Here is a 25,838-nt window from a genome sequence, read left to right as displayed (position 1 = left end):
CCCCAACTCCCGCCCGACGCAGCCCCGTCCACCTCTCCGAAACACTGAAGGACCCCTCGGCTTCAGCACCGGGGGCCCGACATGAGGTAGAGTGACCGAGCGTTCCGACACCGCCTCTCTCGGTCGGCGTCTTACGCGGGTGTAGTTTAATGGTAGAACATCAGCTTCCCAAGCTGAGAGCGCGAGTTCGATTCTCGTCACCCGCTCCATGTGAAACCCCCAGGTCAGAGACCCGGGGGTTCTTTTGTTGTCTAGACCGGTGGACGGGCGACGCACCACAACCGCACCATAAGGACTCGGCTCGCTTTCCGGTGGACTTCTGCTTGTGGTGCGCGCGGTTGCGGCCGTCGTCCTTGTGGTGCTTTGCACGCTCGGCTCGCACCAACTCGTCGAGCTCGGCCGCCACCTCGCGCTGCCGCTCGTCGTCGGAGTGCTGCTAGATCAGGCCCGTCCGTGAGCCTTCGCCGGGACGGTGTCCGCCAGCAACGCGTTACGGGCAGCACCCGGAACAACGGCCGGAGTGGGCTTGACCTTCGAGTCGGGTTGAAGGTTTACCGTCGGCGGTGTGACGACCTACCGCATCTCGCAGCTGGCCGAACGCTCCGGCACCCCGGCCACGACGCTGCGCTTCTACGAGGACGCCGGTCTGCTGCCCGCCGACCGCACACCGTCCGGGTACCGCGTGTACGGCGAGGACGCGGTAGAGCGTCTGGCCTTCATCTCCTCGGCCAAGACGCTGGGCCTGGCCCTGGAGGAGATCCGCGAGCTGCTGGACGTCCGGGAGGAAGGGGTGTGCGCCTCCGTACGGGCGCGGATGCTGCCGCTGGTCGCGGACCGGATCGCGGAGACCGACGGCCGGATCGCCGAGCTGCGGGCTTTCTCCGCTCACCTTGCCGGTGTTCACGCCGAGTTGTCGGGCCCCGCTCCCGCAGGGGCGTGCGGCCCGGACTGCGGCTGCTCCCCGGCCGGCGCTCCGGCGCCCGGGCCCGTGCCAGTGACGCTCTCGCCGACCGGCCGCACCTCCGGATCAGACACGGAGGCGTGGCGGGACGTGCCGGTGGCCTGCACACTGGGCGGCGTCGAGCTGGGCGAGCGCACCGAGCAGTGGCGGACGCTCGTCGCCAAGGCCGAGCGGCGCGAGGAGATCGGAGACGGCGTACGACTGTCCTTCCCGGTCGGCGCCGAGCTCGCCGGTGAGGTCGCGGCCCTCGCCTCTGCGGAGCAGGGCTGCTGCGCGTTCTTCGACTTCACCCTGCACCTGACCCCGACCGGTCTCCAGCTGGATGTGCGGGCGCCCGAGTCCGCCGCCGGGGTGCCGGCCGACCTGTTCGGAGCGACCGCATGACCACCACGCCCCCATCGTCCCGCCCCTCGCGGCCCTGGAGCGCCTTCGGCGCCGGCGCGGCCGCAGTCGTCGCCTGCGCGGTGTGCTGCGCGGGCCCGCTCCTGGCTGTTCTCGGCGGCATTGGCGTCACCTCCGCGATCGGAGCCCTGTGGATGCCCGTCCTTGCGGTGCTGGCCGTAGCCGCCGGAATCGGCGTCCTGGTCGTACGACGGCGGCGCCGGACGACGGCCTGCCGCACGGTCCCGGCACGAGCCGACCTCGGCATGCCGACCGTCGGCCTGCCGCAGGATACGGACGACAGCAAGGCGGCCCTCTGAACGGGAACCGCGGGCAGACCGCGTAGAGCGGCCTGTGAGGATGGCACGCGCGGCCACCACGTGGCGGCCGGCACAGCATGAAGCGGAGCCACTCGCCCAGAGGCCAAGGCCGTCCGGTATTGAGGCTAGAGGTTCTTGAGCGTCTGGATGACCGGGGTCGTTTCCATGCGCTGGACTGAAGGAAGGGTCGCGACTTTGGTGGTGAGATAGGTGTACAGGGCGCTGGGGTCCGGGCACAGCACGCTCGCGAAGAGGTTCGTGGATCCGGTGGTGGCGGCGGTGAACGGGACCTCGGGATGGGCGGCCAGAGCCTGGCCGGCTGCGACCATGTGGTCCGGGGCCACCGACAGCCAGAGCATGGTCTGGTTGGCCATGCCGAGGCTGCGGTAGTCAAAGTCGACGTCGAAGTAGAGGACCCCGCTTGCCCTCAGGTCAGCGAGGTGGCGCCGCAGGGTGGTCGCGGGCCGGCCGGTGGCCGTGGCCAGCGCGGTGACATCCGTGCGGCCATCGCGCTGAAGCAGGGCCAGCAACTGCTTGTCACCGTCGTCCAGGTCAACTTGTGGTCCGCCCGCGGCGCGTGGGGACTCCAACTGGGCTACCTGCTCGGAGGACAGTGCGTTGATGAAGCCCTGTGGTCCCCCGAAGAACACGTGAAGCAGGCAGTTGGCGCTTACGTTGATCACGCGCGGGGTACGGGGCAGCTTTCCCAGCAGGAGTGTCTCACTGTCGTGGCTGGTGGGCGCCCGCACGATGGCGACGATCTCAGTGCCGCCGGATGTCAGTTTCACCCATGAGGTGTCCGGCCGGCGGGCAAGCGTTTCGCCGATAGCCCGGGCCGCGTCGGGAGTGCACCGGACCCGGACGAACCATGCGACCTCGCCTACTCGCGCCGGGTCGGTGCGGCCGGTCACACGGATCTTCTTGGCCGAGCGCAGGGAGGCGTAGCGGCGGGCCACAGTCTGGTCGGACACTCCGAGCACGCCGGCGATCTTGCTGAAGGGTGCCCTCCCGTCCACCTGCAGCGCATGGATGATCTTGAGATCGAGCTCGTCGAACGTCACGGATATCGCCACTACAGGCCTGCTTACGTCGAAAATCGCCACTTACGACCGGCCGGCTGGGTGCTGGGCCCGCCCAGGCCGAGCATAAATGCGTTCCAAGCTACGGAGAACTCAGCTCCTTACCATCCACTCAAGGAGACTTCCATGACCAGGATCAGCCCGGGAAAGATATTGCTGACCCTGACCTCTCTCGTGACGGCGTATGGGAGCTACTTCTTCGACTGGAACGAGACCCACATCTACAACCCCGACTGGCCGCCGCACGCCAAGTTCCACAACGCTCAGACCATGAGCATGGGCACTGCGGTGGGCATGGCCGGCCTTTACGTGCTGTGGGGGCGCCGCGGCCCCTGGACCCGGGAGCGCCTGCAGGTCAGCACCGCCGCCGCGTCCGTTTACTGGATCACGCAATTGTCGGCAACCCTCTTCCCGGGAACAGCCCTGTTCGACAGGCCAGGGGCCGCGTCCGCCCTTGGCCCGCAGACCGTCGTCGCGAGCGTCTCACTGGCACTGAACGTTCTGGCTTACGGCCTGGAGAGTCGGCGTCTCGCGCGAGAATCTGACTGGCTTAGCTATAGCTATAGCTAGTACTACGCCTGCTACGGGCCGACCGCTTCCCGGCTGAAAGACCTCGTCAAGGTCGCTACCGCGAGGTGGGCGGTGGAGGAGTGAAAAAGGGCACGCAGACAACACGGACGACCTTGTACCCCTCAGCGTCCCGGAGATCTACCGGTTGGATCGGGCACCTCGTCATCGTGACCCGTCATCGGAGTGACGAGCGCCACCTGCACTGGTCACGCTTCCATGGACGCACAGCACGACGCATCCCGTAAGGCACGTGGCGGCTACCGACGGTCGCCCCTGCCGACAATAGGTTCCAGTAGAAGCGCTCATGCAGCTGCGGTAGCGTATTGCCAGCGGGATTTGAAGGTAATCCGCAGGCCGAACCAGCAGCTCACCAGGCCGGGTAATTGTGCGCCCGCCTGTGCGTGATGCTTATTGCAGCCAGCCTGAACCATCGGGCAAGCAGGCGGACCCGGCGAACAAGTGGCTGGTCGGAGCAGTCCACTATCCCGGAGCAAAGTTGCGCTTTCACAGCTCCTGGAGGTCATCGCCATGGATCTGATCGTATCTGGCAATCCCTTTGCCCATAGCAGAGACGACGCCCCCGCGCGATGGCTGCTTGATATCCTGTGGCTGGTTTTGGCCAGCGGTGAGGACACCAACGGCGAGTACTCCGTCATCGAACAGTTCATGCCGGTCGGGTCCGGCCCACCTCCGCACATCCACCCGTTCGAGGACGAGGCGTTTTACGTCATGTCCGGCGAGATGACAGCCGTCATCGGCGGGCAGGAAGTCGTCCTCGGGCCGGGTAGCCTGGGCCACCTCCCACGGAACGTCGTGCACGAGTTCAAGGTAACTGGGACGGAAGTCTGTCACTGCCTCAACTACTACACCCCGGCCGGATTCGAGCAGGCCATTCTGGGGTGCTCCCGGCCGGCGGAGCGCCGCGAGTTGCCCCCGCCCGGGCTGGATGCGTGGGACTCCACGCAGGTTGTGAGGTTCTTCAACAACTACTGGGTTGCGCCGGCCAACCTCCCGTGGGCCCAGCAGAAGTGGTCGCGCGGCTGAGCGGTGTTCCAGGTTCCAGGTCGTTCGCTACCACTATGGCGCTGTGCACCCCCAGACCGCGGTAGCGGGAGCGGCACAGGCCCTGGGCGCGGACGTTCTGCGAGAGGGTGCTCGATGTCGGCCAAGTTGGGCCGGGATGCGTCTGGCGCGCAGTTCGCGCAGGTCGGGGATGTGGTCGTAGAGGGTGCCGGGGCTGACGCCGAGGAGCTTGGCGATCGGGGTGATCGAGTGCTCGGGGTTGGGGAGCATGTCGCGGGCGGCTCGGATGATGTCCGCGTTGACGACGGTGGGCCGGCCGCCAACCTTGCCGCGGGCGTGGGCGGCGGCAAGGCCCTCGCAAGTGCCGGAGACGATGAGCTCTCACGGCGGCCCACCCGGCCCATGACCACCGGCACATCCTCGCAACGGAAGGAAGGCGCCTCATGACAGCAGTGCACAGCTCACGCTTCGAGGGCAAGGTCGCCGTGGTGACCGGCGGCAGCCGGGGCATCGGCGCTGCGGTCGCCACGCGGCTGGCCGTGGAGGGTGCCACCGTCGTGATTGGCTACCGGAGCAACCAGGAAGCGGCGCAGGCCCTCGTCTCCGCACTCACCGCGGACGGCCGCCGCGCCCTCGCACTGCGTGCCGACGTCGCCGACCCCGACCAGACCAGGGCACTGATCGAGCGGGCCGTAGCCGAGTTCGGACAGCTCGACGTCCTGGCATCCTGCGCGGGCATCGAGCACTTCGACGCTCTGGAGAACATCACCCCAGCCGACTTCGACCGCGTCTTCGCGGTCAACATCCGCGGCCAGCTGTTCGCCACCCAGTACGCCGCCGCCCACATGGGCGCAGGCGGCAGGATCGTGGTCACCTCCTCCATCAGCGCCTCCCGCGCAGTGTTCCACCACGCCCTGTACGCCGCATCCAAAGCAGCCGTGGAGGCGATGGTCCTCAACCTGTCCGCCGAACTCGGCCGGCGCGACATCACCATCAACGCCATCGCCCCCGGCGGTACCGCCACCGACATGGCCGCTGAAGCCGGTGCCCTCTACCAGCACCCTCAGTTGAGGAGCACCATGCCCCTGGACCAGTGGGTCGCAGTACACGGCGCGCTCGGCCGTCTGGCGCAACCCGAGGAGATTGCCGCCGGCTACGCCTTCCTTGCCTCCGACGACGCCGCCTACATGACAGGCCGCACCCTGCCCATCGACGGCGGCTTCTTCTAATGGAGTTGGGATGATGCGGCATGCGGCCTTGACGAGCGGAGGTCATCAGGTGGCCTGTGGCTGTGTGCAGCGGGTTCACGAAGGCGCTCGTAGGCTACGCACTCACTAACTGTCAGTGCCCAGCTGGGATGGCCGCTGTCACCAACCCCGGCCCCGCACGCCGACGGCTCCTGACACGCGATCACGCGCCACCTTCGACGCGTTGCAGAGCGTCGATGTCGAAAGGGCCGATACCGAGCATCTGGTGGACATGCCACTCGATGATCTCGATCGTTGCCTGACCATCGCGTACCAGGGGATCGCTCTGCGCGATGGCTTCTGCGTCTGAACGGGAACGTGCACGCGCCACGTACAGCCCCATCGTGCCGTCCGAGCCAGGTCCGGAGATCAGCACGCTACCCCGTTCGTGCTGGCCACGCATCCAGGCCAGATGCTCCTCGAGCGTTCGCTGTGACTCCATCACCGGGCGCTCGCTGCGCCTGATCACCAGGTACCAGATCATGATCGCACCACCGTCCAGGGCCTGCCGCTGGAATGCACTTCATCAGAACTTCCCTATCGTCCGGCACAACGACTCGCCGACCTCCGCGCCCAGGACGACGGCTGCGGTTCCTCTTGCTGGCGCTCTCAGACGAGGACGCCACCGAGATGGAGGCCCGGACCCGCATCCAGTACCTGGCCGACAACCCCGTCCCGATACTGCCGCACACCGCCACCAGCCCGGAGGGCAACCCGCTGGACGGCGACACCCTGCCCCTGTGGCAAGAGGCATCGGCTTGCGCGTACTTCTCCTGGAGGCCCGCCAAGAATTGGCCGTCTCCCCCTTCAGCGCCCGCATCCTGCTCGACGACATCCGCGCGGCCTGGGGACTCACACCGTCGAACCCTTGGATCGCCCCACGCTGACCAGCCACCAAGTGAGACTTCGCGCGCTGGCAGGGTCCGCTCGCAGGAGCGTCCCGGACCCGGATCGCAGTTCAGCGCACGTGTGTTGTGCAACTCGCTGAGCAGGCAGGCCCCGAAGCCGACAGTCAGTTCTTGCCGTCGGGGCCGACGTCCATCACTGCGCGCCTAGCGGACGTCGACGAAGTCCTCCCGTCCGTAGTCCGCGTAGTGGGTGCTCGGCGTGTCGATGTAGCGCATCTGCCAGGTGCCGTCCTGCTGCGCGGTGAACTTCTTGCTGAAGGTGCCGTCGGTCCGGGTCGTGGCAGTGCCCAGTTGCTTCCACGTGGCGCCGCTCGTGGAAGCCTTGAAGTAGATACGGACCGTTTGGCCGGGGAACACCTTCCAGGAAGTGCCGCTCTGCTGCATCAGGCCGCCCTTGGCCGTGATCAGCGTGCCCTTGCGCACGCCCTCGGGCGTGACGTCGTCGTTGTAGAGCTGGGTGGACTTGCGGCCGAGCTTGAAGGCCGTGCTGGTCAGGCCCGCGTTCGTGTGGCGCAGGCGCCAGTAGCTACTGGTCGAGCCCTTCTTGGCCGGGGACTGGGTGAAGGTGGCGCCGTACTGCGCGGTGAAGGTGCCGACATTCGACCAGGTCCGGCCGTCCGTGGAGTGCTCGATGGTGATGGCGGCCGTCGTACCTGCGGGGTACGAACCAGCCGTGACGTCCAGTTTGCCGGTGAAGGTGACCTTCCGGTACTTGTCCGCACTGGCCTTCAGCGACGAGAACGTGCTCGTCTTCACAGGCGTGGCGACCGCGAAGGAGTGCGTCGGCGGCGTGTTGAACCAGCCGGATCTGCTGGGCGCGATCTTCACCGTGCCGCCCTGCTTGACGGTGAACTTGTCGGAGAAGGTTCCGTCGTCCCGGGTCGGCACGCTCTTCTGGCTGCCGATCTCGATGCTGTGGCCGGGCATCGGCTTCTCCGTACCGTCATCGGCGATACGGGTGAGCTTGCCCTTTACGGGAACGTCGCTCCCGTACGGGGCGTTGACGGTGCTCTGGGGCGCGTCCACCTTCAGTTTCAGTTCCTGCCTGCGGAACGGCAGGGTGAGCGTCTCGTTCTCCGCGTCGAACATGAACTCGACCTGGGTGTCGGTGCTGTACTCGGAGAAGGTCAGGGGCTTGGTGAAGCTCCCCTTGTCGTTCGTCCGCAGCCAGCCCTCGGAGTGCATCGCGCGGCTGCGGTAGTAGAGCCCGGCTCCTGCGAACGGCTTGACCTCGTGCGTGTGCGGGTCCTCGGCCACGAGGGTGCCGGACGCTTTGATGCGGAAGTTGTCGTAGGAGATCCACTGACGGTCGCTGGTGACCGTCAGATGAGGATCGAGTGCGTAGTTGAGTTCGCCGTTGTCACGGTCGACGAGCTCGCCCGGCTGGCCCTCCCGGACCACGACGTCCATGGTGTAGACGCCCATCTCGGGGAGCGTGACCGGCTCGGAAAGGAACGTCATGTCCCAGCAGTCGCTCTCGGGGGCGCACTGGTCGGTGCCGGCGAGCCGGACAGTGACGAGGACTTGGTCGCTGCCCTTCTGCCGGACACGGATGCGGACGTCCTCTGGGCGTACGTCGTCGTAGGACTCGTAGACGGCGTGAATCTTGCCGTCCTTCACCTCGGTCGAGGTACGCGACTGGAGATCGACGTCGGCCGCCTGCGCGGCCGGCGCGGCGATCAGTGTGGAGGCAAGGACCGCGATGGCCGTTGTGCCCACCGCAGCCGTGATCTCTCTCAAGGATTCCCCCGTCGGATGTGTGCTTGTGGATCTACCGCGTCCCTGACTCCTGCACCGGCTCAATGGTTGTACTCGCGAACGTCGGGGCCGTCACGGTTCGCGGGAAGCGTTCTCCAGAGCACGGTTACCGCGGCTGCCGTCCAGTGTCACCCGCGTGGAGGGCGCAGCCCGGCCGCGACCTCCTCTTGCCGACGACCGTTGCGTGATATGCGCGGCTCCGTTTCCGGGGCGGCAGGGCCTACTCTGATCCCCGTGAGGTAGACAGGCGCTGGGAAGGACGATCGGCAATGACGCCCCTGAGCACCGGGGACCCGGAGTCCATAGGCGGGTACACCCTTCTCGGCCGGCTCGGGGCGGGCGGCATGGGAGTCGTCTATCTGGGAGTCTCCGCCTCGGGACGGCAGGTCGCGGTCAAGCTCGTGCACGGGCCGTATGCCCAGGAGGAGGAGTTCCGGACGCGCTTCCGGCAGGAGATCGCGGCAGCGCGCAGAGTGAGCGGCGCCTTCACCGCGCCTGTCGTGGACGCCGACCCGGACGCCGACCGGCCGTGGATGGCGACGCTCTACGTGCCGGGGCTCAGCCTTGCCGAAGTCGTGGCGAAGGACGGCCCGCTGAGCCTGCGGGAACTGCGCGCGCTGGGGCTGGGGCTCACCGAGGCGCTGCGCGACATCCACCGGGCGGGCCTGGTGCACCGGGACCTCAAACCGGGCAACGTCCTGATGACCGGGGACGGTCCGCGCGTCATCGACTTCGGCATATCGCGCGCTTCTGACAACCAGAGACTCACCACGACCGGGCGCATGATCGGCACGCCGCCCTTCATGTCGCCGGAACAAGTGGCTTCTCCCCGAGACGTCACCCCCGCCTCGGACGTGTTCTCGCTGGGGTCACTGCTGGTGTTCGCGGCCGTCGGCACGGGACCCTTCGACGCCGACAGCCCGTACATAACCGGCTATCAGGTGGTGTACGGGCCCCCGGACCTCGACGGGGTGCCCGAAGCGCTCCTGGGCATTGTCGAGCGCTGCCTGGACAAGGACCCGGCCGCACGGCCGGAACTGACGGACATACACCGCATGCTCCAGGCGCTGCCGGAATCCGACGCCATCGGGTCCCCGAAGACCGGGCAGTCCGCGAAACTCCGGGGCCGCCCCACTCCTCGGAGCGCGGCCACCACCTCCTCGGGCGCCGCGGCCACCACCTCCTCGGACGCCGCGACCGGCACCGGCACCGGCACCGGCAAGCGACGCCGAGTACGGATGCTGCTCACCGGCCTGGGTGCGGCGCTGGCCGTCACCGGGCTGGGTATCGGGGTGAGTGTCTTCGTGTCCGCTCCGGACCCCACCACCGTCTCCGAGACCACCGCCCCCGACGCCACCGCCCGTGCCGCGTCACTGCCCGACGGCTGGCGGCCGTGGCAGAAGAAGCTCCGGTACGACGTGAAGGGCATTCCTCTCGACTACAACAGCCCTGGATGCGTGGCGGAGGGAAGCTCCCTGTTCTGCGGCGGTAACGGCTTCACGGCCGCCAGGATCGACGCGGCCTCCGGTCGCACCCTGTGGCGGACCGGTACCCGCCCTCAGGGGGTGCAGCCGATCGGCGTCCGCGACGGGCTGGTCTACATGTACGAGGATCCGGACGACACGGCCAGGCGCGTGGTGGCCCTCGACGCCACTACCGGGCACCGGCGGTGGCAACGCGACATCAACAAGTCCGAGGATGCGGTCCTGTACGACGGCGGACTGCTGACCCTGTCTCCCGACTACTCGACGTTCGTGGCCTACGGGCCTTCCGGCAAGGAACTGTGGCGGGCGCCCTCGCTGGACGAGTACTGCACTCCGTCGGCGCTGGGAGGCGTCCCCTACGCCCTGTGCTCGAAGGGCACCGAGCCCGGCCAGGCCCCGGTCGAGCTGATGAAGCTCGGACCCGGCAGTCTGACCGAAACCGCCACACTGCCCAAGAAGGCGGAAGCGCTCGGCGCTGTCGGCGGGCAACCCCTGTTCCTCGCCCCCCAGACCGCGAAGGACGTGTACGAAGCCGGGTACGAACGGCCGTACAACGCGCTGCTGCGGGTGGCCTCGGAAACCGGGCAGGTCAAACGGATACCGCTGGCACGTCCGCTGACCGGCGCGGCCACCCTTGTGGACGGCATCGTCTACTTCGTCCGGTCCAACGGGTCGGTCACCGCGGTGTCGGCGGACAGCGGCAAACAACTCTGGCAGAAGATGACGGACGTGGAGAACCTGTCCGCGCCCGCGGTGTCAGCGACGTACAAGCGGGTCTATTTCTCCAACCGCTTCGGCCGTCTGCTGGCACTGGACAGCCGCACCGGAGCGGAGGTCTGGCGCACCTCCGCACTGGACGACCCCGGGGACAAAGCGGAGAACTACCCGCCGCAAGTGCTGCTCGTCAAGGACGCGATCGTGGCGATGGCCGGCGACACGGCCTTCTCCTGGAGCCCGGACGGACCCACCTGACCGGCTGAGGCCATCGCCGTGCACCGTGCGGATCAGGCGTGAGCAGTACGGACCCGGAGCACGACAGCTCGCTGCGGAGAACGTCGACTTCAGGGGCGCCCTGTGCGGTGCCTCGCCCGGTAGCCCTGCAAGGCGAACCAGAGTTCCACCCGCCGACGAAGAACAGCCCATCCGGGCCCGGCTCGGCGAGCCGGATGCGGATGCTGATGCGGATGCGCAGGTTGTCGAGGTCGACGTCCCGGCGGCGGAGGCCGGCCGACCGGCTCTTCCAGGGTGAGGCGCTGAACCCGTTGGCGCGCCACCGATACGGTTCCGGCGGCTGATCGCCGAGTTGTCCGCGAACTCCCCCGGGATTGTCCGTGATCAGTAACGGACGCATCCAGGGGTCGCCGCCCCTCGTCCTGCCAGGTGGTCGCAAGGTGACCGGGACAGGCGAGGAACTGCGCGAAAGCGGGGCGGACATGGCACAGCACGGCGGCAGGCGGGGCTGGTACGGCAAGCTGGTCGGGGCGGCGCTCGGGGTGACGTTGCTCGCCACCGGTGCCTCGGTGTGGACCGCGCAGGCCGGTGCCGTGGACGGCCCGTCGCCAAAGGCCACCGCGTCGGCCACGCCGGGCAGTGATGTCAAGCCGGTGGACGTGACCATCGCGCACGCCTCGGACAAGGGGGCGCGCGGCGTCAACATCACCATCGACGACGGCCCCGACCCCGCATGGACCCCTCAAGTGCTCGACTTGCTGCGGGAGCACGAGGTGAAGGCCACGTTCTGCATGGTGGGGACGCAAGCGCAGGCCCACCCGGACCTCGTGAAGAAGGTGGTCGCGGCCGGGCACCAACTGTGCAACCACTCGGTGTCGCACGACACCGCCATGGACAAGAAGTCCCAGGCCTACCAGTCGCAGCAGATCCTCGACGCCGAGCGCATGATCACCGAGGCGTCCGGGGGCGTACGGCCGATGTACTACCGGGCGCCGGGCGGGGCCTTCACCCCCTACAGCCGCAAGCTGGCCGCCTCCCGGGGCATGCGCCCGCTGGGCTGGAACGTGGACACCAAGGACTTCGAACGACCGGGCACGGACGCCATCGTCGCCACCGTCGAGCGGGAGCTGCCCAACGGGCCGACGCTCCTCTTCCACGACGCGGGCGGCGACCGTTCCCAGACCGTCGAGGCCCTGCGCCGGATCCTCCCCTGGCTCAGGGAACAGGGCTACTCCTCCGGCTTCCCGGTGCGCTGAGCCCCGGCCCTGGTCGGTCCCGGCGTTCGAGGTCCAGGACAAACTTCAGGCGCGCTCCGGCGCTCACCCGTCTGCGCACGGCGGTGGAAGAGGGTGCCTTCGAGCTGGATCAAAGAGCTGATGGATCAGCGCCGCCTTCTCCGAGGACTGGCCGACGGGGACCATCGCTGGTGGCCCGGACCTGAACGTCTCCCCCGCCACTTTGACGACCCCGTGACCGGCGGCCTCTGCGTTACTCCTGCGTCCCGTGCTTGGCAGGGCCGGTGAAGTCGGGACTCGTGAAGTCGGGGCTGGTGAAGTCGGGGCTGGTGAAGTCGGGAGAACCCGTGAAGTCCGGGCTGCTGTAGCCGGGAGAGGAGAAGCCCGGATTTGGATCCGCTTCGGTATCGGGGCTCGCGCCCGTGGGGGTGCCCTCGCCCGTGCCGGCACTGTTCGCCCGGAGCCGGTCGAGCAGGAAGGGCTGTATGCCGCGGTCCAGCAGTGCCCGGTGCCAGGTCTCGCGGGCCGCCGCCACGGCCGGGTCCGTGTCGCAGGCGTGGTCGGCGTAGGCGATGGCGCGGTTACGGCTCGCGGTGACCAGCATGCCAACGAGACCGAGCAGCGCGGCGAGCACCGCGACGGACGCGGCGATCCAGCCCGCGGTCACCAGTCCTTCTGCCAACTGTGAGTGGGAGTTGACGAGGCCCAGGGCGTAGCCGACCACGAGGAACGCGATCGCGGCCATGACGGCCAGTGCGGGGAGCAACAGGCCAACCGCGCCCAGTAATCCCTGACTTGACCCGCCAGAGCGCTCCGACCCGTCGCCGCTCCGTACGCTGTCTGCGCCGTTCCCGCCCGGAGAGACGCCGGGCGTCTTGGCAGGCCGTTCGGCGTCGGTGCGCAGACGGAGATAGAGGCGGTACTCGGGGAGCGCCGCGGCCGTGATCGTGGCGCGGGCCCCGAGCGCCTTGGTCCGTAGCTGCTCCGTGTTGACCACCGCGTCGGCGCGCTCCAGCGCCTCGCGGACCCGCGGGGACCTCAACGCCCGGTCGAGTACGCGCTCGTAGTCGCGCTTGTCCTCCGGCCTGAGGCGATCAGAGCGGTTCATATGCTGCCCCCGAATGCGGTTCCATGGCGTGTGTCGGCACGAGGATGACCGACCGTAAACAGGTTACCCACTTGCGCAATAGGTAAAGTTTTGAGGAAGGCTTCAGTGCTGGGTCGCCGCGCGGTGGTGGTGGCACGTTCACCTCCGGCTCCTACGGTTGCCCGGCCCGGCCCGTCCCGGTGCGTTCACGGCCGGGACAAGGGCTGTGAACGCTGATCGTCCAGCGTCCAGCGTCCAAGGAGAGCACTCCGCAATGCGTAGCAGACCAACGAAGATTCTGACGGTCCTCGCCGTCACCGGCGCTCTGGCCGCTGCCGCGACGGCGACCGCCAACTCCGCTCCCCAGCAAGGGGATCAGGGTAAGAAGCCCGAGATCCGCAATGTCATCTACCTGCTCGGCGACGGCATGGGCCGTACCCATGTCACCGCCGGCCGCGAGCGCTTCTACGGCGCCGACGGCAAGCTGAACATGGAGCGGCTGCCGAGCTATGGCGCGGTGGCGACGTCCGCCGTTGAGAAGGGCAGCGACCACCCGGCGCTGGTCACCGACTCCGCCAGCGCGGCCACCGCGTGGTCCTCCGGCGTGAAGACGTACAACGCGGCCATCGGCGTCGACTCGTACGAGAAGAAGCTGCCGACGCTGATGGAGCAGGCCAAGAAGTCGGGCTTCGCCACCGGCAACGTGTCCACCGCCGAGATCACCGACGCCACCCCGGCCGCCCAGATGAGCCACGCTCTGCTGCGCGGCTGCCAGGGCCCGGTCTACTCCGACGCGGCCTGCCTGCCGAAGAAGGACGACGGTTCCTATGAGGACAAGCCCGCTGACAAGACCCTGATCACGCCGATCGCGCAGCAGATCGCCCGCAACGGCACCGCCGACGTGATCTTCGGCGGCGGCCTCGCCCGTTTCGCGCCGGACGACCAGAAGGCGCTGCAGGCGCAGGGTTACCAGGTGCTCGGCAGCTTCGGCGACGTGGCGCTGCCCGCCCAGACCGCCGAGAGCCAGAAGTCCGCGACCAAGGCCGACCTCGACAAGGTCAAGAGCGGCAAGGTCGTAGGGCTGTTCAACCGTGGGAACATGACCGTCGAGAAGTCGAAGGCGGAACTGCCCGCCGACGCCCCGCAGAAGCAGGAGCCGACGCTCGCCGAGCTGACCAGGAAGTCGATCTCGCTGCTCGACGGCCGGTCCAAGAAGGGCTTCGTGCTCCAGGTCGAGGGCGCCCTGATCGACAAGCGCTCGCACGCCAACGACGCGGCGCAGACCCTCGGTGAGATCAAGGCGTTCGACGACGCGGTCAAGGCAGCCACCGACTTCGCGAAGAAGGACGGCCACACCCTCGTCGTCGTGACGGCGGACCACGAGTGCGCCGGCTTCAACATCATCGAGAAGGGCACCTTCACCAACGCCGAGGCGGCGGCCCCGCCGGCCAACAACGACTCGGGCAACACGGCCAACAACTCCGTGCCCGCGCGCTCGTCCTCGGCCAACGTGAAGGACCCGGCCCGCTCCAGCGGCATCGTCAACGGCACGGGCTCCGGCTCCGGCTCCGGCGATGCCAAGAACTTCGGCCCGGCCACATTCCGCACCCCCGACGACCCGGCCGGTGTGAAGGACGGCAGCGAGGACGCCAGCCTCTGGCTGACCTACCTGTCCGGCAACCACACGGGTGCCGATGTGCCGATCTACGCGTACGGTCCGGGCAGCGGCGCCTTCGCCGCCAGCCAGGACAACACCGAGCTCTACACCAAGATGTACCGCTCGCTGTTCGGCAACGCGCCCCGCGGTCACTGACCATGACCGAGTAACGCGTCCGGGGCCGGGAGGGGGTTGCCTTTCCCGGCCCCGGACGCCCTCCCGGCCTGAGACACCCTCCCGGCCCGGGAACAGTCAGGCCGGCCAGGATTGATCCGTATCCCAGGAGTACGTCCGATGAGACACCCGATCCGCCTCACGACGGCCGCCGCTCTGGGCGCCCTCGCCCTGGCCTCTCTTACGGGCTGCAGCAGTTCCCCGGCCGCCAAGGACCGCGAGGCCGAGCCACTCGCCGCCGGCACCTCTGCCGCCGCCCTGCCCCCTCCCCGTTCCGCGCCCTCCCCGGCCGCGACGCTCCCGGCGCCGCCCAGGCGGGGTGAGGTACGTATCGAGGAGGGCCCGTTCACCGACCGCGTCCGTCTCACGGGTCTCTCACTCACCGGCGAGTCCGCCGTCAGCGGCCATCTGGCCATTACCTCTGACGTCAGCGATGTGCTCGCGCTGGAGTTGCGTGCCGCCTATTACGACGCCGAGGGCCGCCTCGTAGGCACCGGGAGCTTCGAGTACCAGGAGGAGGGACAGGACGCGGACGGCGGCCATCACCACGACGGACCGCGCGCGGCGGGAGAGGGCATCGACTTCAAGGCACCCGCCGCCAAGCTCACCGGCACCGCGGCAGCCGCCGTCGTCTCCGTACCCGTCCTGGTCAACGAGTAGCCGGGCGCCTGGTACGACCAGGCGCCTGACGGATGGTCAGCGGCAAGGGCGAGGAGGCGCGGCTCGGGGCGCCACAGGCCGAGCAGGTCGCCGACCGCTCTCACCTGTGGGCCCGGACAGACGGTCGAGGAAACGGTCAACGCCCATCGTTCCCGCCTGACCGAGCCGCCTCTCGACAACGTCGGCACCCTCGGGGGACCGGATGCGGAGCCCCGAGGTGGTCCAGCCACCGCGGGAGCTGAAAATCCCGCCACTCGCGACGCGAGGAGCGGTGATCCCGTCCAGGTCGAATGGCGGCCCGGAGCCGGGAGGATGTGGAGCCGAAGGCGGTCCTCGTACAGGTCCACCGTGCGAACGGACAGCTCCCGCTCCTCATCCCGCTTCTCGGCGTACGCACGAAAGTCGCCCGCCCCGGTGTCGGGAGAGCGCCGGCCATCACGGCTGAGATCTGCCTCCGCCCGGGAGAGCCGGATCTCAGCGTCCGTCTTCCTCTCGAAGGTCTCGGGCGCGCGGACCCGCTGACCGACGGCGCGAGGTACGACGCCGTCCACTTCCCGGACCGGTACTGCCGGACCGCCGGACTGCCCCAACGCGCAGGCGGCTGCCCTTCTTGCTGGTCATCAGGCGACCTTCGGCAGTCCGGTGCGCGGAGCCGGATCGGCTCATGCGGACGTACCGGCCGACCTTCACGTACCGGACGCGCCGCCGGGAGGAGGCGGTCCGGGAACCCCAGTGCGTCAGCTGTCACTCGGGTTTACGCGCGTCACACGGGGCAAAAACTCCCCCGGGCGCGGCGCACACCGTCACCGCGCACCAGCGAGCCGGCACAACCACATGCACTGAGCTTCGTCCGCCAGGTCCGCGACCCCACGAAGCGTCACGGAACCCGGCCCCACCCGAGAGGTTCGCATGACCAAGCCCATATCGTCCGGTCCGCGGCGCCGCGGATCCTGGACCGTCATATTCTTCGCCCTGATCGCCGCCCTGCTGCTGCCGGGGGCAACACCCGCCCACGCCTTCGCGGGCGCCGCCTTCCACACACAGAGTTCGGGCAACCGCGGCAGCGATGTCGCCGCCCTCCAGCATCTGCTGGGAGCACGCGGCCACACCGTGGCCACCGACGGCGTCTTCGGCTCCGGGACGACCGCCGCGGTCAAGGCGTTCCAGAGCGCGCAAGGGCTCACCGCCGACGGCATCGTCGGACCCAACACCTGGGGCCGGCTGGTCGTCACCGTCCAGCAGAACGACAGCGGACCCGCGGTGAAGGCCGTCCAGTCCCTGCTCAACGCCAAGCGCTCCGCCGGACTCGCCGTGGACGGCGTCTTCGGGGCCGGAACCGCCACGGCGGTGCGGAACTTCCAGAGCCACGCGGGCATCACGGCGGACGGCGTCGTCGGCCCCGAGACCTGGCGCAACCTCGTCTGGCACTACGAACTCATCAATTTCTCCGCCAACATGTGCGACCAGAACCCGGACGGCAACACCGCCGCGAACTGGGCCACCGCCTCCTCCGTCGCCCAACTCGAAGCGGCCGCCACCTCCTTCGCCTCCACCGGCAACGGCAAGGTGCCCGTGGGCGACGCGGGCTGGGAGCACGGCGGGCCCATCCCCGGCCACGCCAGCCACCAGGTCGGGGTCGACATCGACATCTGGCCGATCCGCACCGACTCGGCCCAGTGCACCGCCGGACGCATCACCTGGCAGTCCGCCACCTACGACCGTGCCGCCACCCGCCAGCTCGTCCAGGCCATCCGGGCCGCGGCCCCCGGCCATGTCGCGCTGATCTTCTTCAACGACCCCCAGCTCATCGCCGAGGGCCTGACGACGCAGTACGCGAACCACGACAACCACCTGCACGTCCGCTATGTCTGAGCCGGTCGCCGGACCGCAGCCGAGGAGAACCGTGTCCGGACGAATCGTGCCCAGACGCTTTCCCACGCTCATCGCCACGGTGCTCGCGGCGCTCGTCGCCGTGCTGCTCGGGCCGAGCACCGCATCGGCCGCCACCTGGCCGGTCATCGCACGCGGCGACAGCGGCGCGCAGGTGACGACCGTTCAGCACCTGCTCACCCAGCACGGCCGCACCACCACCGCCGACGGTCAGTTCGGCCCGGGCACCGAGACCCAGGTCAAGGCGTTCCAGAGCGCGGTCGGCCTCACTGCCGACGGCTCGGTCGGACCGCTGACCTGGCCGAAGCTGGTGGTCACCGTCCAGAACGGCAGCTCCGGAGCCGCCGTCAAGGCGGCCCAGACCCAGCTCAACCGGTACGGATACGGTCTGGCCGTCGACGGGGCGTTCGGCCCCGGAACCACCAGCGCCGCCAAGGACTTCCAGTCCAAGCACGGTCTGACCGCCGACGGAATCGTCGGACCCAACACCTGGAACGCCCTGGTCGGCGGCTCCGGCAGCGGCGGCGGGGGCGGGGGCGGCACCCGCGCCCAGCTCGCCGCGTCCATTGACGCCAACTCCAGGATCTCGCTGCTGACTTACCACGTCAGCGGCATCGTGGACAACGACTCCACGGCACAGGCCAACATCACCGACACCAAGAACGGCACCACCGCCGAGACCAGCAACTACAGCGATGTCGGTGAGACGGAGGTCTGGCTCTCCACCGCCATGCTCAACGGCATGCTGAGGCTGGCCACCGAGAGGGGCTACACCTTCCTGGTGACCGAGATCGCCGGCGGCGACCACTCCAGCAACTCCAACCACTACAAGGGCATCGCGTTCGACGCGGACAACATGTCCGTCAGCAACGGCACCTTCGTCAGCGCCTGCAAGGCCTACGGCGCGACCGAGGCCCTGGACGAGGGCAACCACGTCCACTGCGCCTGGGAGTAGTCACCCACGGTCCTGCGGCCCGGCCACCGGTACGACCGGCGGCCGGGCCGCCGCCTTGCGCGCCGCCATCAGGAGTGCGCTGCCAGGGACCTTCTCGACGTACCGGGCGAGGTGGCGTTTCACCTCCTTCGCCGACGCCTCCGACGCAGCTGCGGGATCGAGACTTACGAGGTCAGCTGCTCACGTGCGTCATGACCGGAGCTGGTCGGTTCAACGTCACCTTCGGGCCGGCTGATCTCGGCCCACACCGCATCGAGGGAGAGGCCGAGGACATCGGCGATCGCCGCGATGGTCGGGAAGGCGGGGGTGGCCACGCGGCCCGACTCGATCTTCCGGAGGGTCTCCGGTGAGACACGTGCGTCGAGCGCGGTGTCGAGCATCGAGCGCTCTCCCCTGGCCCGGCGTAGGAGGGCGCCGAGGCGCTGTCCGCGTTCGACCTCTTCGGGAGTGAGCGGCAACCTGACCATGACTCCGATTGTAATACCGGTATAGTAATGGGCGGTATAGTTATTGGTTGCGCAAGAAGGACGCCGCATGATCGAGATCCTGAACCCCACCCTCCTGGCCCGAGCAAAAGACACAGGCGCCCTGGTCGCTGACATCCTGCAGACGCTGAAGAGCCGTAGCACGATCGGCACGAGCCTTCTGGACATCGACCGGTGGGCCAAGGCCATGATCGTCGAAGCGGGAGCGCAGTCCTGCTACGTCGACTACGCGCCGTCCTTCGGACGCGGCCCGTTCGGCCACTACATCTGCACGGCCGTCAACGACGCCGTGCTCCACGGACGGCCGTACGACTACACGCTCGCCGACGGCGATCTGCTGACACTCGACCTCGCCGTCTCCACAGGCGGAGTCGCAGCGGACGCTGCCATCAGCTTCATCGTGGGCGACGCCAAGCCCCCGGAGAGCGTCGCACTGATCAGCGCGACCGAACGCGCGCTGGCCGCAGGGATCGCCGCTGCCGGGCCCGGGGCCCGGATCGGCGACATCTCCCATGCCATCGGCACGGTCCTCAGCGAGGCGGGGTACCCGATCAACACCGAGTTCGGAGGTCATGGCATCGGATCAACGATGCACCAGGACCCGCACGTTTCGAACACCGGACGGCCCGGCCGTGGATACAAACTGCGCCCTGGGCTGCTGCTGGCACTGGAGCCGTGGGTCATGGCGGACACCGCCAAGCTCGTCACCGATGCCGACGGGTGGACGCTCCGAAGTGCCACGGGCTGCCGGACGGCACACAGCGAGCACACGATCGCCATCACCGACGACGGAGCCGAAATCCTCACCTTGCCGAAGTAAGCGGCTCGGTGAAACGGCCCGCCGCGGCAATGCGCCACTTGCGTGGGCGTCGTCGCTCCCTGCCAGGGGCACGCCTCAGCTCGAGAAGGGCACGGCATCAGCGGCGGACGTGTGCCAGCTGGTGACGATCGGCTTGTCGACGACGAACGAGCCGACCTTCAGGGACACCGGGTTCGGGTCGCTGTCGGAGACGGAGACGATGAGACTGTCCAGCTCCTTGCCGCCGTCCTCGTTGGTGGTCTTCGGGTTCACACCGGCGTAGGCGGTGACTCCGTCACGCAGCGTGATCTCCTGACCCGCGGACTGCTCCGCGGGCCCGGCGGCCGTTCCGTCCGAGCCGAAGGCCACGACCGGCAGCGCGGCGGGAATGACACAGGTGATGCCGGGCTTGGCCTTGGCCTTGATCAGGTAGTAGCCGCCGGCCTGGGTCTCGGAACTCACGCTCCAGGAGATGTCGTTGGTACCGCAGCTCTGCCCGTAGCCGCTCTTGTCCCCGGCCGCGTCGCCGCCCTCCGCACCGGACTTGCTCGTAGCGTCGGAACCGCTGCTTCCGCCGCTCTTGTCCCCGCCCTCGCCGCCACTGGTCCCCGTCGAGCCTCCCTCGCCGGATGCCGCCGAGGAGTTCGAGTCGGCGGCCGCGCCGGGCTTCGCGTCGGCCGACTCCGACGGCGTGTCACCGCCCCCGCACGCGGTCATCAGCAGGCCCGCGCCGAGCACGGCAGTGACGGCAAAGGCGGTACGCAGACGACGGTTCATTACGGGTTTCCCTTCCAGGGTGACAGGTGCGGGGCGCCAGTTGCTCGGTACCGCGCGTTTACGATCATCAAGACGGCCACTCCTGACTGCTGGTTCACGCCGTCTCATGTCCAGGACGCTGCCGTCACGCGCCTGTGACACGGCGACGGCGGCTGCACACTTCTCGAAACTCCCGCCCCTCCGTGAGCGGCTGAGCGGGTACCGGCGCCTGATCGATTCGTATGACAACTGCATGCAGCTCGCCAGCAACGTGCCGTCCATGTCGGGGCCCCCGGGCCGATATGACGCCCAATCAACTTCCTTCGCCCTCTGGTGGACACGCGTAGACCTCAGGCACCATCTCCCTGCACCCCCCACGCAGCAGCCCCACAAGAAGCACGGCCCGACCGCAGGAAAGGTCCCGCCATGAAGATCCGTTCCGCCCTCACGGCCCTCGCGCTGACCGTCGCCCCCGGGTTCGCCGTCCTGGCAGGTGCCGGGGACGCCCTCGCCGCCCAGGACAGTGCCCAGATCGCCGCCGTCACCAAGATCTCCCACTCGACCGCCACCTCGATGTTCAGCTCGGTCGGCATCACCTGGTCGTCGTCCGGCGGCTGCTCCAACCGCAACAACGCGACGTGCACGTCCTTCGAGCAGCTCAACCTCGCCACCGCTCAGGGTGCCCAGACCCTCAAGCGGTCCTCCGGCTGCGGCCTGAACATCACCGGCGGCACCGAGACCGGCCACGCCAGCGGCACCTACTCCCACTGGAACGGCTACAAGCTCGACTACGGCAAGAACACCTGCATCACCAACTACATCAAGGGCAACTTCGCCTACATCGGCGTCCGTGGCGACGGCGCCCCCCAGTACCAGTCCGGCGCCGGCAACATCTACGCCGACGAGGGCAACCACTGGGACGTCCTCTACTACAACTGCGGCGGCTGCTGACCCACCGCACCCAGGGCCCGGCGGCGCACCGCCGGGCCCTTCCGCACGTTCCGTACAGTCAAACGGTGGACGTGCTCAGGGCGTCAGGCCGTCGATCGCCACGGGAAGGTGGCGCGGGCCGCGCAGCACGGCGTTGGCACGGTACGGCGGCGGGTCCTCGAGCAGCCCGGAGAACTTGACCCGGCGGAACAGTTCGGGCACGGCCAGATGCAGTTCTATTCGGGCGAGCGGGGCGCCGAAGCAGTAGTGGATGCCGGTGTAGAAGCCCAGGTGCTCGTTGTCCTCGCGGTCGGGATCGAACCGGTCGGGGTCCTCGAATCGCCGGGGGTCTCGGTTGGCCGCGGCCAGCATGAGCCAGACCGGCGAGCCCTTGGGGATCGTGGTGCCGGCGACGTCGATGTCGGCCAGGGCGGTGGTCCACGTGACGAACTGGACCGGGGGTTCGTACCGCAGCACTTCCTCGATGAGCGGGACAGCCAGGTCCGGCTCCTTCTGGAACCGCTCAAGGATGTCGGGGTGGCGCAGCAGGGTGAGGGTCGTATTGGTGATGGCGTTGACGGTGGTCTCGTGGCCGGCGACCAGGAGCAGCACCGCGGTGGCCGCGAGGTCTGCCGGTGTCATGTCGGGGGTGAGCGCGCTGAGTATCCCGGGGCCGGGGTGGCGGCGTTTGGTCTCGATCAGGTCGGACAGGTACGCGCCCAGCTCCTGGCGCGCCCGCTGTCCCTTTTCCTGGCCGTCGTCGCCGGGGTGGGGATCGAGAGACGACGCCAGGGCATCGGCCCAGCCGTGGAAGAGCGGTTCGTCCCCGCGCGGGACGCCGAGGACCTTGCAGATGGCGGTGACGGGAAGGGGGTAGGCGAAGTCCTCGACGATGTCGGCCTGGTCCTTGCCTTCGAAGGCGTCGAGCAGTTCGGTGACGACCTTGGTCAGCTCTCCGCGCAGGTCGTCGAGGAATCTGGGGCTGTGCGGGGGACCGAACGGCCGGTTGACGGTGTCGCGCAGCCGGTCGTGCACAGGCGGGTCGGTGAAGATGAAGCCGGGCGGCAGGCCGGTCTCCTCCGCCGGCTGTCCGGGGCGGGCGTAGCCGGATGGGCGGTTGCTCGTGTCGTTGCTCAGCCGCGGGTCGTTGGCCAGGTTCCGCACCTCGTAGTAGGTGCTGACCAGGTAGGTGCCGTCGTCCTCCCGCAGGACCGGTGTCTTGCGCAGTTCCGCGTAGAGCGGGTACGGATCGGCTCGATTGGCGTAGTCGGTGATCTGCGCGGAGATGGTGCCGGACGTCATGGTGACTCCTGAGGGCTCCGGGCGGCGCAGGGCCGGTGGTCAGGCATGCGACGGAACGAACACGACACGCCGCTCGCTCGGTGAGTGACCCGTCAGCGTGACCGTGGCCCCGTGGGTGGGCAGGTGGGGATCCGGGAAGTCCGGGTCGACCGGCTCCAGCGCTTCGGTGCGGCGGTCGACCGTGCGGTACTCCGGCGGGAAGGGCGCGCCGGTCGCGATCTGCTGCTCGTAGAACCCCAGCCACTTGGCTCCGTCGAAGGACGCCGCGGCGATGACGCGGCCGCGGTACCCGTACACCGCGACGAACCGCTCCTCGGCGAGCGTTCCCTGGGCGACGACCAGACGGTCGCCCAGCGAGGGGACACCCACCGACTTGATGTTGACGCCGAACTGGGAGGACCAGAACATCGGCAGCCACAGGTGCGGACGGCGCTCGGGACCGGCACAGATCATGTTGTGGGCGGCGATCTCGGCCTGTTCGACCGCGTTGCCCCAGTGCTCCAGCGCCAGGAACTGGTAGTCGAACAGCGGGTGGGGGCTGCGTGCGACGTCACCGGCGGCGTAGATGTCGTCGGTGACGATGCCGTTGACGTCGAACACCCGGCACCCGGCGTCGCACGCGACCCCCCGGGAACCCGCGGCCACCCCCGAGCCGGCGAGCCATTCCGTGTTCCGCATGGCACCGAGCGAGGCGACCGCCACCTCCACGTCGATCGCCGAACCGTCGGACAGATGGGCGCGCCTGAGCCGCCCCACATCGTCGCCCTCCAGGGCAGTGACGCTGATGCCGCAACGCAGGTCGACTCCGTGCCTGCGCTGCAGCCGGTCCGCGACCGCGCCGATCACTCCGCCGAGCGCGCCCACCAGCGGTGCCGGGCCGCGTTCGGCGACCGTGACCTCAAGGCCCAGCTCCCGGCAGGCCGAGGCGACTTCGGAGCCCGTGAAACCGGCGCCGATCACCAGCACCCGGGACACGCCCCCGGCCAGCTTCCGGCACAGGCGTGCGGAGTCGCCGCGGGTACGCAGCACGAACACCCCGTCCAGCCCGGCCTCCTCCGGGTGGAACCAGGGCCGCGCCCTGGTCCCGGTCGTGATCAGCAGGCGGTCGTAGGGGACGGTGTCGCCGTTCGCCAGACGTACCAGCTTGGCGTTCCGGTCCAGGGCCGCGGCGGCGACGCCCAGACGCCAGTCGGCGTCGATGTCACGCCGACGTGGCAACGCCGTGTCCTCGGGCCGCGCGCGCCCGAGCAACGCCTGCTTGGACAGCGGCGGCCGGTCGTAAGGCTCGTACGGCTCGTCACCGATCATGGTCAGCGACCCCCTGAAGCCCTTCTCGCGCAAGGTCTCCGCCGCGCGCAGACCGGCCAGCGAGGCACCGACGACGACAATGCGGCCCTGGCGCCGCAGGACTTCGACGTCCGTGTCAGCCGACATGGGGCTCCACCCGCTTCGTCGGCTCATCCGAGTAGTCGGCAAGGATGGCCTGGACCGGGCAGGCAGCAGCGGCCTTTTCCACCCGGTCACGTTGTGCCTCGTCGAAGCGAGGGGAGAACAGCAGCGCCTCATCGCCATGCAGGGAGAAGACGTCCGGCGCGAGAAAGACGCACTGCGCGAACCCCTGGCAACGGTTGAGATCGACGACAAGCCTCATCTGGAACCCGCTCCCTGCACGGGCCGCGGTAGCCGCGGGCTCCGCAGCCGTCTGCGTTCGGTCCATGTGGTCGGTAGGCATGCCTCTTCTTCACCTTCAGCCCTCCGCCGAGGTCTCGCAAGGCGAGGGCGGCGCCCGGGAGAGCGGGCTTCGCGCGAGACGAGGGGAAGCTCCTCAGAGTGGTACGGGCCCGAAGCAACGGGCCCGAAGCAGGCAAGTGACGCCGGGATTCACGGCGGGCCCTGTGCACACGCGATGGCTCTCCCGAACGGCCGTCCGCCCGATTCCGGCCAAGCTTCTCGTCGTGCGGTCCATGCTGAAGGCCCAGGTCATCCGACCCGGGCCTGCTCGCTGTCTGCTGTGATCAGCAGTCGCTCACCGGTGCGTCACCAGGTCAGGGCGTCGGCCATGGTCGACTGCCAGTACGAGACTCGGATCGAGTCGTCGACGTGCACGCCCTTCGCGGGGAGTGACGGGTTGGCGGCGGCGCTCGCGCCCTTGTCGAAGTAGACCGCGAGGGACTTGGCCGTGTAGCCGTTGGAGCCGCTGCCGTCCGCGGACGAGAGAAGGACGCTCGCATAGCCCGACTCGCCAGGGGCCAGCGTGACCACCGCCTGCGGCTTGGAGTCCTCGAACGCCGGCGGGACGGACTGGGCCTCGCCGAAGCGGACCGCCGGATAGCCGATGAGGTCGCAGTTCTTCGAGCCGGTGTTGGTGACGGTGAGGAGGAGGTGGTTCAGGGGGCGGGAGACCTCCGTGGCGGTCGTCCGGGTGGAGGTGGTGGAGCAGCGGGTCGAGGTGGGCTCCGAGTCCTTGGAGCCCGTGGAACCCGACGAGCCCTTGGAACCCGTTGTGCCGCCTGAACCGGCCGCGCCGCCCGTCGAGCCTTCGGAGGTCGAGCCCGCAGAGTCGGACTGGCCCGCACCGGTGGAGGTTCCCCCGCTCTCCTTGGACGAGGACGAGCTGGAGTCCGTGGACGCCGACGTGGACGCGGAACCGGACGATGCCCCCTCGTCGACGACGCCCTCTCCGTTCTCGCACGCCGTCAACGTCAGCGCGGTGGCAGCGAGCGCGGCAGCGACGAACATGCGGGTGCGGCGGGTACGTGTGGACATGTGATCCCCCTTGTGCGGTACGGGTGTTGCATGGGCCACTCGTCCGGGTGCCGGGAGCGGCGTGCTTGGATGGCCCAAGCTTGTGAGGTGATCCGTCCCGACCGCCACGACTGCCGCGGTATCCGGGACGCTGGAACGCTTGCGATAGCTCTGACCTGGGGGAATGACCTACCCCTGGAACGGGGATCCGGGACATGGAGAGAGAGCGGAACAGTGGCGGGAGACGAATTCTCGGAGCTGTTGGGCCGGTTGAAGGAGCGGTCCGGGCTCAGTTACGGGGTGCTCGGGAAGCGGCTGCACACGAGTGCGTCCACGCTTCACCGGTACGTCAACGGGGACGCCGTACCGACGGACTACGCGCCCGTGGAACGGTTCGCTCGGGTGTGCAAGGCAACCCCCGAGGAACTCGTGGAACTGCATCGGCGGTGGGTTCTCGCGGATGCCCGGCGGGGGGAGAAGG

26 protein-coding genes and 1 tRNA gene are annotated in these 25,838 nt (G+C 68.8%); 16 read left to right on the top strand and 11 right to left on the bottom strand.

Going from position 1 to position 25,838, the window contains the following annotated elements; translation table 11 throughout:
• Positions 1–135 precede the first annotated feature (135 nt).
• From FPZ41_RS28520 to FPZ41_RS28505, 3 genes are all read left to right on the top strand, one after another.
• Positions 136–209, top strand: a tRNA-Gly gene (locus FPZ41_RS28520).
• A 356-nt stretch (positions 210–565) separates the two neighbouring features.
• On the top strand, positions 566–1,345 hold the full coding sequence (locus tag FPZ41_RS28510; RefSeq protein ID WP_322620844.1) for a heavy metal-responsive transcriptional regulator: 780 nt from the start codon (positions 566–568) through the stop codon (positions 1,343–1,345).
• Entirely contained in the window at positions 1,342–1,662 is a 321-nt protein-coding gene (locus tag FPZ41_RS28505) for a hypothetical protein (RefSeq protein WP_228023033.1), read from the top strand. The genes FPZ41_RS28510 and FPZ41_RS28505 overlap by 4 nt, the downstream gene beginning before the upstream one ends.
• 125 nt (positions 1,663–1,787) lie before the next feature.
• Here FPZ41_RS28505 and FPZ41_RS28500 read toward each other — a convergent pair whose 3' ends face one another.
• Entirely contained in the window at positions 1,788–2,735 is a 948-nt protein-coding gene (locus FPZ41_RS28500) for an Lrp/AsnC family transcriptional regulator (protein WP_322620843.1), read from the bottom strand.
• Positions 2,736–2,867: 132 nt separating this feature from the next.
• Here FPZ41_RS28500 and FPZ41_RS28495 point away from each other — a divergent pair, with 132 nt between their 5' ends.
• The 3 genes from FPZ41_RS28495 (at position 2,868) to FPZ41_RS28480 (ending at position 5,563) form a co-directional block, all read left to right on the top strand.
• The gene (locus FPZ41_RS28495; protein WP_152866529.1) at positions 2,868–3,311 is read left to right on the top strand and encodes a DUF6640 family protein; all 444 of its coding nucleotides are present in this window, start codon (positions 2,868–2,870) and stop codon (positions 3,309–3,311) included.
• 528 nt (positions 3,312–3,839) lie between these two features.
• On the top strand, positions 3,840–4,355 hold the full coding sequence (locus tag FPZ41_RS28490; protein WP_152866528.1) for a cupin domain-containing protein: 516 nt from the start codon (positions 3,840–3,842) through the stop codon (positions 4,353–4,355).
• Between the two features lie 422 nt (positions 4,356–4,777).
• On the top strand, positions 4,778–5,563 hold the full coding sequence (locus tag FPZ41_RS28480; protein ID WP_152866527.1) for an SDR family NAD(P)-dependent oxidoreductase: 786 nt from the start codon (positions 4,778–4,780) through the stop codon (positions 5,561–5,563).
• A 181-nt stretch (positions 5,564–5,744) separates the two neighbouring features.
• Here the strand turns inward: FPZ41_RS28480 and FPZ41_RS28475 are convergent, their stop codons facing one another.
• Positions 5,745–6,065 carry a YciI family protein gene (locus FPZ41_RS28475; RefSeq protein WP_152866526.1) on the bottom strand — a complete coding sequence of 107 codons (321 nt, stop codon included), beginning with the start codon at positions 6,063–6,065 and terminating at the stop codon, positions 5,745–5,747.
• A gap of 274 nt (positions 6,066–6,339) precedes the next feature.
• Between FPZ41_RS28475 and FPZ41_RS49595 the strand changes: the two genes are divergently transcribed.
• Positions 6,340–6,468, top strand: a complete 129-nt coding sequence (locus FPZ41_RS49595) for a hypothetical protein (RefSeq protein ID WP_265584263.1) — start codon at positions 6,340–6,342, stop codon at positions 6,466–6,468.
• 165 nt (positions 6,469–6,633) lie between these two features.
• Here FPZ41_RS49595 and FPZ41_RS28470 read toward each other — a convergent pair whose 3' ends face one another.
• Positions 6,634–8,229, bottom strand: coding sequence for a hypothetical protein (locus FPZ41_RS28470; protein WP_152866525.1), 1,596 nt, complete (start codon positions 8,227–8,229; stop codon positions 6,634–6,636).
• Between the two features lie 287 nt (positions 8,230–8,516).
• Here FPZ41_RS28470 and FPZ41_RS28465 point away from each other — a divergent pair, with 287 nt between their 5' ends.
• Together FPZ41_RS28465 and FPZ41_RS28460 are read left to right on the top strand one after the other, a co-directional pair.
• Positions 8,517–10,703: a protein kinase domain-containing protein gene (locus tag FPZ41_RS28465; RefSeq protein ID WP_152866524.1), complete on the top strand. Its 2,187-nt coding sequence runs from the start codon at positions 8,517–8,519 to the stop codon at positions 10,701–10,703.
• Positions 10,704–11,164: 461 nt separating this feature from the next.
• Positions 11,165–11,938, top strand: a complete 774-nt coding sequence (locus FPZ41_RS28460; RefSeq protein WP_152866531.1) for a polysaccharide deacetylase family protein — start codon at positions 11,165–11,167, stop codon at positions 11,936–11,938.
• Between the two features lie 232 nt (positions 11,939–12,170).
• On the opposite strand, the gene FPZ41_RS28455 is transcribed toward FPZ41_RS28460, so the two are convergent.
• Positions 12,171–13,025, bottom strand: coding sequence for a hypothetical protein (locus tag FPZ41_RS28455; RefSeq protein WP_152866523.1), 855 nt, complete (start codon positions 13,023–13,025; stop codon positions 12,171–12,173).
• Between the two features lie 253 nt (positions 13,026–13,278).
• On the opposite strand from FPZ41_RS28455, the gene FPZ41_RS28450 reads away from it, so the two are divergent.
• From FPZ41_RS28450 to FPZ41_RS28430, 4 genes are all read left to right on the top strand, one after another.
• The gene (locus tag FPZ41_RS28450; RefSeq protein WP_152866522.1) at positions 13,279–14,817 is read left to right on the top strand and encodes an alkaline phosphatase; all 1,539 of its coding nucleotides are present in this window, start codon (positions 13,279–13,281) and stop codon (positions 14,815–14,817) included.
• A 138-nt stretch (positions 14,818–14,955) separates the two neighbouring features.
• The gene (locus FPZ41_RS28445; RefSeq protein WP_152866521.1) at positions 14,956–15,495 is read left to right on the top strand and encodes a hypothetical protein; all 540 of its coding nucleotides are present in this window, start codon (positions 14,956–14,958) and stop codon (positions 15,493–15,495) included.
• A gap of 909 nt (positions 15,496–16,404) precedes the next feature.
• Complete coding sequence (locus FPZ41_RS28435) at positions 16,405–17,367, top strand: penicillin-insensitive murein endopeptidase (protein ID WP_152866520.1); 963 nt, start codon at positions 16,405–16,407, stop codon at positions 17,365–17,367.
• Between the two features lie 31 nt (positions 17,368–17,398).
• Entirely contained in the window at positions 17,399–18,340 is a 942-nt protein-coding gene (locus FPZ41_RS28430; RefSeq protein WP_322620842.1) for a peptidoglycan-binding domain-containing protein, read from the top strand.
• Here the strand turns inward: FPZ41_RS28430 and FPZ41_RS49590 are convergent, their stop codons facing one another.
• Both FPZ41_RS49590 and FPZ41_RS28425 read right to left on the bottom strand, forming a co-directional pair.
• Positions 18,341–18,463 (bottom strand): hypothetical protein, encoded by a 123-nt coding sequence (locus FPZ41_RS49590; RefSeq protein WP_265584262.1) that lies wholly within the window; start codon positions 18,461–18,463, stop codon positions 18,341–18,343.
• A 41-nt stretch (positions 18,464–18,504) separates the two neighbouring features.
• Entirely contained in the window at positions 18,505–18,807 is a 303-nt protein-coding gene (locus FPZ41_RS28425; protein WP_152866518.1) for a helix-turn-helix domain-containing protein, read from the bottom strand.
• Positions 18,808–18,874: 67 nt separating this feature from the next.
• Between FPZ41_RS28425 and map the strand changes: the two genes are divergently transcribed.
• Positions 18,875–19,645: a type I methionyl aminopeptidase gene (gene map, locus FPZ41_RS28420; RefSeq protein ID WP_152866517.1), complete on the top strand. Its 771-nt coding sequence runs from the start codon at positions 18,875–18,877 to the stop codon at positions 19,643–19,645.
• 75 nt (positions 19,646–19,720) lie between these two features.
• On the opposite strand, the gene FPZ41_RS28415 is transcribed toward map, so the two are convergent.
• A complete protein-coding gene (locus FPZ41_RS28415; RefSeq protein WP_152866516.1) occupies positions 19,721–20,401 on the bottom strand; it encodes a DUF4232 domain-containing protein in 681 nt (226 codons plus the stop codon).
• 405 nt (positions 20,402–20,806) lie between these two features.
• On the opposite strand from FPZ41_RS28415, the gene FPZ41_RS28410 reads away from it, so the two are divergent.
• Positions 20,807–21,331: a hypothetical protein gene (locus tag FPZ41_RS28410; RefSeq protein ID WP_152866515.1), complete on the top strand. Its 525-nt coding sequence runs from the start codon at positions 20,807–20,809 to the stop codon at positions 21,329–21,331.
• Between the two features lie 75 nt (positions 21,332–21,406).
• Here the strand turns inward: FPZ41_RS28410 and FPZ41_RS28405 are convergent, their stop codons facing one another.
• The 4 genes from FPZ41_RS28405 to FPZ41_RS28390 form a co-directional block, all read right to left on the bottom strand.
• Positions 21,407–22,612: a cytochrome P450 gene (locus FPZ41_RS28405; RefSeq protein ID WP_152866514.1), complete on the bottom strand. Its 1,206-nt coding sequence runs from the start codon at positions 22,610–22,612 to the stop codon at positions 21,407–21,409.
• A gap of 39 nt (positions 22,613–22,651) precedes the next feature.
• The gene (locus FPZ41_RS28400; RefSeq protein ID WP_152866513.1) at positions 22,652–24,046 is read right to left on the bottom strand and encodes an NAD(P)/FAD-dependent oxidoreductase; all 1,395 of its coding nucleotides are present in this window, start codon (positions 24,044–24,046) and stop codon (positions 22,652–22,654) included.
• Positions 24,036–24,263, bottom strand: a complete 228-nt coding sequence (locus tag FPZ41_RS28395) for a ferredoxin (protein WP_152866512.1) — start codon at positions 24,261–24,263, stop codon at positions 24,036–24,038. The genes FPZ41_RS28400 and FPZ41_RS28395 overlap by 11 nt, the downstream gene beginning before the upstream one ends.
• A 386-nt stretch (positions 24,264–24,649) precedes the next feature.
• On the bottom strand, positions 24,650–25,378 hold the full coding sequence (locus FPZ41_RS28390; protein ID WP_152866511.1) for a DUF4232 domain-containing protein: 729 nt from the start codon (positions 25,376–25,378) through the stop codon (positions 24,650–24,652).
• A 213-nt stretch (positions 25,379–25,591) separates the two neighbouring features.
• On the opposite strand from FPZ41_RS28390, the gene FPZ41_RS28385 reads away from it, so the two are divergent.
• Positions 25,592–25,838, top strand: a 247-nt coding sequence (locus FPZ41_RS28385) for a helix-turn-helix domain-containing protein (protein WP_322620841.1), incomplete at its 3' end; no start/stop codon positions are given.

This window comes from Streptomyces acidicola (assembly GCF_009377235.1).
Lineage (GTDB): Bacteria > Actinomycetota > Actinomycetes > Streptomycetales > Streptomycetaceae > Streptomyces > Streptomyces acidicola.
Note: the sequence above shows the minus strand (reverse complement) of the source record. Positions and strands in the feature narration are given on the sequence as shown.

Excerpts from the sequence above, each read along its gene's own strand:
- FPZ41_RS28505 (WP_228023033.1), top strand. The coding sequence starts at position 1,342 with ATGACCACCACGCCCCCATCGTCCCGCCCCTCGCGGCCCTGGAGCGCC.
- FPZ41_RS28495 (WP_152866529.1), top strand. The coding sequence starts at position 2,868 with ATGACCAGGATCAGCCCGGGAAAGATATTGCTGACCCTGACCTCTCTC.
- FPZ41_RS28490 (WP_152866528.1), top strand. The coding sequence starts at position 3,840 with ATGGATCTGATCGTATCTGGCAATCCCTTTGCCCATAGCAGAGACGAC.
- FPZ41_RS28480 (WP_152866527.1), top strand. The coding sequence starts at position 4,778 with ATGACAGCAGTGCACAGCTCACGCTTCGAGGGCAAGGTCGCCGTGGTG.
- FPZ41_RS28475 (WP_152866526.1), bottom strand. The coding sequence starts at position 6,065 with ATGATCTGGTACCTGGTGATCAGGCGCAGCGAGCGCCCGGTGATGGAG.
- FPZ41_RS28465 (WP_152866524.1), top strand. The coding sequence starts at position 8,517 with ATGACGCCCCTGAGCACCGGGGACCCGGAGTCCATAGGCGGGTACACC.
- FPZ41_RS28460 (WP_152866531.1), top strand. The coding sequence starts at position 11,165 with ATGGCACAGCACGGCGGCAGGCGGGGCTGGTACGGCAAGCTGGTCGGG.
- FPZ41_RS28455 (WP_152866523.1), bottom strand. The coding sequence starts at position 13,025 with ATGAACCGCTCTGATCGCCTCAGGCCGGAGGACAAGCGCGACTACGAG.
- FPZ41_RS28450 (WP_152866522.1), top strand. The coding sequence starts at position 13,279 with ATGCGTAGCAGACCAACGAAGATTCTGACGGTCCTCGCCGTCACCGGC.
- FPZ41_RS28445 (WP_152866521.1), top strand. The coding sequence starts at position 14,956 with ATGAGACACCCGATCCGCCTCACGACGGCCGCCGCTCTGGGCGCCCTC.
- FPZ41_RS28435 (WP_152866520.1), top strand. The coding sequence starts at position 16,405 with ATGACCAAGCCCATATCGTCCGGTCCGCGGCGCCGCGGATCCTGGACC.
- FPZ41_RS28425 (WP_152866518.1), bottom strand. The coding sequence starts at position 18,807 with ATGGTCAGGTTGCCGCTCACTCCCGAAGAGGTCGAACGCGGACAGCGC.
- map (WP_152866517.1), top strand. The coding sequence starts at position 18,875 with ATGATCGAGATCCTGAACCCCACCCTCCTGGCCCGAGCAAAAGACACA.
- FPZ41_RS28415 (WP_152866516.1), bottom strand. The coding sequence starts at position 20,401 with ATGAACCGTCGTCTGCGTACCGCCTTTGCCGTCACTGCCGTGCTCGGC.
- FPZ41_RS28410 (WP_152866515.1), top strand. The coding sequence starts at position 20,807 with ATGAAGATCCGTTCCGCCCTCACGGCCCTCGCGCTGACCGTCGCCCCC.
- FPZ41_RS28405 (WP_152866514.1), bottom strand. The coding sequence starts at position 22,612 with ATGACGTCCGGCACCATCTCCGCGCAGATCACCGACTACGCCAATCGA.
- FPZ41_RS28400 (WP_152866513.1), bottom strand. The coding sequence starts at position 24,046 with ATGTCGGCTGACACGGACGTCGAAGTCCTGCGGCGCCAGGGCCGCATT.
- FPZ41_RS28395 (WP_152866512.1), bottom strand. The coding sequence starts at position 24,263 with ATGAGGCTTGTCGTCGATCTCAACCGTTGCCAGGGGTTCGCGCAGTGC.
- FPZ41_RS28390 (WP_152866511.1), bottom strand. The coding sequence starts at position 25,378 with ATGTCCACACGTACCCGCCGCACCCGCATGTTCGTCGCTGCCGCGCTC.